Here is a 5,241-nt window from a genome sequence, read left to right on the forward strand (position 1 = left end):
TGATAGCTGAGATCGGCGGCATAGCGAACAGCATGGATCAGTACGACTTTACGGAATCGGCGCCAGACATCGGATTCACGCAGGATCGACAGATAGGGACCGATAGCGGTTCCGGTCGCCAGCAGCCACAGGTGTTCGCTGTCTGGGACTTCATTGAGGGTGAAATAACCATTGGCCCGTGCCGAAATAAACACGGTATCCCCGCTATCAAGGGCATGGAGGCGAGGGGAGAGCAGACCGTCCGCCACTCGGGTGGCATAGATTTCCAGGTTGTTATCGCTGGGGGGATTGACAAAGGAGTAGGCACGCTGGACCATTTTGCCATCAATTTCCAATCCAAACTTGGTAAACTGTCCGGCCTTGAAGGGTTCTATATTTGCATGCAAGACAAGACTAAACAGGTCACTATTCCAGTGACGATTGGTGATAACCTTCGCAGGGATCCAGTCAGCCATAATAATCTCCTAATTATGATTTTTGTATTCGATAAGCGCAGCGCCTCTCTCCGGCAATAATGTGTTCGTTTCGCTCGACGCGGTACTCGTTGCCCAACAAACGTTGGAAGACAGAAAGCTCTGATTTACATAGGGAAGGACAGCGCGTGGCGGCATGGCAGATCGGGCAGTGGTTTTCCACCAGAATGAAGTCTTCACCGTCCTGGTGAAGCTGGGCCATGTAGCCTTCCTGTTCCCTCAGTGTAGTTAGTATTTCCAGTTTTTCTTTTACATTATAGCTGTTTGCCAATGCATGCCGATATTGTTCAAAGGTTTGATTCTCTCTGCGTTCAACCACTTGGTTGAGACCGTCGGCCCCAAAGAGCTCCTCGACAGAATCAAGCATTTGAATAATAAGTTCGCCATGGCGGTCAGCAAAACGACGGTGACCCTTGCTGGTCAGGTTCCAGTGCCGTGTCGGGCGACCGACCTTGGCCTTGATGTCCTGGTAATCCACCAATCCGTCTTCCTCCAGCCCCTGCAGGTGCTGGCGTACGCCCATGGTGGTCAGTTTGAACTCTTCGGCCAGCACCTTGGCTGTAACTGGGCCATCCCGCTTCATGCGATAGAGTATTTTTTCAATCGTTTTCATATCAGCTGCTTTTACCTTTATTGGTTTATTATGTAGCCAGTCAAGTAAATAAAGCAACAGCTTTACAAAGTTAAGTATAAACCAGAAGTACTAAGCCAGTGAGAGTCTGCTATTGGCTGCGCAGACAAAAAAGGCGTGCATCAATGCACGCCTTTTTCAGAACCGGAAGGGCAGGTTACAGGATATGCTCTTTGACAGCATCGTCTTTGCGTGTCAGGTAATGGGTCGACTTGATACGGCGGATAGTACGGCATTTGCCGCGGATCAGCAGGGTTTCCGTCGTGGCGATATCGCCCTGGCGGCTGATCCCGTCAAGCAGATCACCTTTGGTAATACCAGTGCCGGCAAAGATCACATTGTCGCTTTGGGCCATGTCTTCCATACGCAGCACGATGTTCGGTTCGATACCCATTTCGCGGCAGCGATCGATTTCAACCTGACCCAGCTGGCGGTTATCCTCGCTGTCGCCTTTGACTTCGTGGCGAGGCAGCAGGCGGCCGTGCATATCGCCGCCCAGGGCGCGGATCGCTGCTGCCGAGACAACGCCTTCCGGCGCACCGCCGATGCAGTACATGACATCGACTTCGCTATCTGGCATACACGTCAGGATTGAGGCCGCCACGTCGCCATCAGGCACGGCAAAGACGCGTACCCCCATAGCCTGCATCTGGCTAATCACCTCGTCATGGCGAGGCTTGGCCAGTGTAGTGACCACCAGGGTATCAAGTGTCTTACCCAGTGCCGAGGCAATGTTTTCCAGGTTTTTCGCTAGCGGCAGGTTTAGATCGATACATCCTTTGGCTGCCGGGCCGACAACCAGTTTTTCCATGTACATATCAGGCGCTTTCAGGAACGAACCTTTCTCACCGGCAGCCAATACGGCGAGGGCGTTGTTCTGGCCCATCGCTGTCATACGGGTGCCTTCGATTGGATCAACGGCAATATCGACCGCATCACCACCGGTGCCCACTTTCTCGCCGATATACAGCATAGGCGCTTCATCAATCTCGCCTTCGCCGATCACAATTTCACCGTCGATCTCGGTCTGGTTGAGAAGGGTACGCATCACTTCCACGGCAGCGCCGTCAGCGGCGTTCTTGTCGCCGCGGCCAAGCCATTTGTAGCCAGCCAGTGCTGCACCTTCGGTGACACGAGAAAATGCCATTGCTAAATCGCGTTTCATTGTTACTCCAGAAAGAAAAAAGGCCCATAAAAAATCTGGCGCGATTTTATCACAGCTTGGGTGAAACGTTTGCGTTAATTTTTTGCCGTCGAAATAGCGGAATATTCTCGAAGATGGAGACGGGGCATCCAGCAAGGTGCTGAGACCTGTTAAGGGGTGACAGATAAAAAAGAAGACCTGCAACGCAGGCCTTCTTGAGGGGGAAACTTAGAGGGAGAGTGAGCGGTTAGACGTCGTCTTCGACAGCCCAGCCTTTGGCGCACTCAACAGCACGTTTCCAGCCTTTGTAGCGACGCTCACGTTTTTGCTCGTCCTCTGACGGTACGAAGTTGCGATCCAGAACGGCCTTGTCTTGCAGCTCGTCAATACTGTTCCAGAAGCCAACTGCCAGGCCGGCCAGGTAGCCGGCACCCAGTGCCGTTACCTCGGTAACAACCGGGCGGTGAACTTCGGTAGCCAGAATGTCGGACTGGAACTGCATCAGGAAGTTATTGGCAACCGCGCCGCCGTCGACACGCAGGGAGGCCAGATTGATGCCGGAGTCTACCTGCATGGCATCCAGTACATCACGGGTCTGGTAGGCCACACTTTCCAGCGTTGCACGGATAATGTGGTTGGAGTTAACACCACGGGTCAGACCGACAATCGCGCCACGTGCATACGGGTCCCAGTATGGTGCGCCCAGACCGGTAAAGGCAGGAACAACATAGACGCCGTTAGCACTGCCCACTTTCTCTGCAAAGTATTCTGAGTCTTTGGCATCGTCCAGCAGCTTCACTTCATCGCGTAGCCACTGAATCGAAGCGCCGCCCATAAATACCGCACCCTCGAGGGCATAAGCCACGTCACCGGTAGGGCCACAGGCCAAGGTGGTTAGCAGGCCATTGTGCGAGGTGACTTTTTCCTTGCCGGTATTCATCAGCAGGAAGCAGCCTGTACCGTAGGTGTTTTTCGCCTGACCCGGCTCGACACACATCTGACCGAACAGGGCAGCCTGCTGGTCACCGGCAATACCGGCAATCGGGATACGGGTACCGCCCTTACCACCAATGTTGGTCTGGCCGTATACTTCCGACGACGCCTTCACTTCCGGCATCATAGAAAGCGGAATATCCAGTGCTTTCAGTAGTTTTTCATCCCACTGCAGGGTATTGATGTTAAATACCATGGTACGCGAGGCGTTGGTGTAGTCAGTAACGTGAACACGTCCCTGAGTCATCTTCCAGATCAACCACGTATCAACGGTACCGAACAGCAGGTTACCGGCTTCGGCTTCTTCACGCGCCCCTTCGACGTTGTCCAGGATCCATTTGATCTTGGTGCCCGAGAAATAAGGGTCGACGACCAGGCCGGTGTTGTCGCGGATATATTCTTCCAGTCCCTGCTCTTTTAGGGTTTCACAGGTATCGGCAGTACGGCGGCACTGCCAGACGATAGCGTTGTAGACCGGCTTGCCGGTATTTTTGTTCCACACGATAGTGGTTTCACGCTGGTTGGTGATACCGATACCGGCTACCTGATCAGAGCGGATACCGGCTTTGGCGAGAGCTTCAACCAGAGTCGAGCTTTGGGTCGCGTAGATTTCGAGAGGATCATGCTCAACCCATCCGGCTTTAGGATAGATCTGAGTAAATTCACGCTGTGACGAGCACACAATGTTTGCGTTGTGATCCAGCACAACGGCGCGGGAGCTGGTTGTACCTTGATCAAGTGCAACAATGTACTTTTGCTCTGTTGTCATGATGGTTTCCTCTAGTAGTAATTATATTTTAGGGTAGTAGAGAGATTTTTATGCTTTTGCTGCTTCACTGTCACTTGCGCTTTCTTGCTCTTGTGCAACGGCTTCGCTGTTGCCCGGCAGATAAACGCCGATGACTTTCGGGTATAGCCAACCGCCGAAGCAGGCACCGAAGATTGGTGCCAGGATTGGAACGATCATATAAGGGATGTCTTTACCGCCAGTGAGTGCCATATCGCCCCATCCGGCTAGGAAAGCAAAGAATTTCGGACCGAAGTCACGCGCCGGGTTCATTGCAAAACCGGTTAGTGGACCAAGCGAGCCGCCGATCACCGCAATCAGGATACCGATCAGCAGCGGGGCCATCGGACCGCGAGGGGCACCGTTTTTGTCATCTGTCAGAGCCAGGATGGCAAACATCAGTACGGCTGTGATCACAAACTCAACCGCAAAGGCACCGCTGAAAGACAGGGCCGCATTCGGGTAGGTAGAGAAAATACCGGCGGTCGCCAGGCTTGCCTCACTGCCTCGAACAATTTGGTTGGTGGCTTCAAACTCTGCGAAAAGGTTGCTGTATAGGCTATAGATCAGAGCGGCGGTACAGAACGCGCCCAGTAGCTGAGCAGCAATGTAAGGAGCTACTTTGCGTTTGTCAAAGCCATGGAACAGTGCCAGGGCAATGGTTACGGCAGGGTTGATATGGGCACCGGAGACACCAGCAGTACAATAGATGGCGATAGCGACACCTAGGCCCCACATGATGCTGATTTCCCACTGACCGAAGTTTGCACCAGTCAGTACAAGTGCCGCGACACAGCCAACACCGAAGAAAATCAATAGTCCTGTACCAATGAACTCGGCAATACATTCGCCAAGTAGCGTATGTTGTTTCGGGGTAGTCATTATTCAGTCCTTTTGTCGAATGTTGTAGGGGTATTTCTTTTATCTTTCTTATTCGCTCTTAATGTACTCGAACTAAACGTAATTGAAATGTTAAAGAATTAATTTTGTGCGTTCGAGCATAAAAATAGGCTCACTTTTGCGCGTTCGCGCAAACGGTTGCGGTTTTTTTGAACTTGATCGGTGTTGCTTTTGTGCACTGCAATTGCGTTGATATCAAGATCGGGTGTTTGAGATTAACTTGTTGAATTGGAATAAAAAATCCGGCCGTAAAAAGGCCGGATGTGCCATAAGGGCAAGATCTTGGATAATTCCAAGAGAGATACGATCAAGA

General features: G+C 52.1%; 5 protein-coding genes. All 5 read right to left on the reverse strand.

All coding sequences use genetic code 11. The annotated features are described in order from the left end of the window. Positions 1–455, reverse strand: a 455-nt coding sequence (locus tag MHN01_RS15775; RefSeq protein ID WP_239412221.1) for an FAD-binding oxidoreductase, incomplete at its 3' end; no start/stop codon positions are given. 13 nt (positions 456–468) lie between these two features. Beyond that, a complete protein-coding gene (locus tag MHN01_RS15780) occupies positions 469–1,086 on the reverse strand; it encodes a metalloregulator ArsR/SmtB family transcription factor (protein WP_239412222.1) in 618 nt (205 codons plus the stop codon). A 175-nt stretch (positions 1,087–1,261) separates the two neighbouring features. Beyond that, a complete protein-coding gene (gene glpX / locus MHN01_RS15785) occupies positions 1,262–2,269 on the reverse strand; it encodes a class II fructose-bisphosphatase (RefSeq protein WP_239412223.1) in 1,008 nt (335 codons plus the stop codon). Positions 2,270–2,495: 226 nt separating this feature from the next. Then, on the reverse strand, positions 2,496–4,010 hold the full coding sequence (gene glpK / locus MHN01_RS15790; protein ID WP_239412224.1) for a glycerol kinase GlpK: 1,515 nt from the start codon (positions 4,008–4,010) through the stop codon (positions 2,496–2,498). Between the two features lie 48 nt (positions 4,011–4,058). Then, complete coding sequence (locus tag MHN01_RS15795; RefSeq protein WP_239412225.1) at positions 4,059–4,910, reverse strand: MIP/aquaporin family protein; 852 nt, start codon at positions 4,908–4,910, stop codon at positions 4,059–4,061. Positions 4,911–5,241 lie beyond the last annotated feature (331 nt).

The organism is Photobacterium sp. OFAV2-7 (genome assembly GCF_022347985.1).
Lineage (GTDB): Bacteria > Pseudomonadota > Gammaproteobacteria > Enterobacterales > Vibrionaceae > Photobacterium.

Coding starts and splice junctions, on each gene's coding strand:
- MHN01_RS15780 (WP_239412222.1), bottom strand. CDS start 1,086: ATGAAAACGATTGAAAAAATACTCTATCGCATGAAGCGGGATGGCCCA.
- glpK (WP_239412224.1), bottom strand. CDS start 4,010: ATGACAACAGAGCAAAAGTACATTGTTGCACTTGATCAAGGTACAACC.
- glpX (WP_239412223.1), bottom strand. CDS start 2,269: ATGAAACGCGATTTAGCAATGGCATTTTCTCGTGTCACCGAAGGTGCA.
- MHN01_RS15795 (WP_239412225.1), bottom strand. CDS start 4,910: ATGACTACCCCGAAACAACATACGCTACTTGGCGAATGTATTGCCGAG.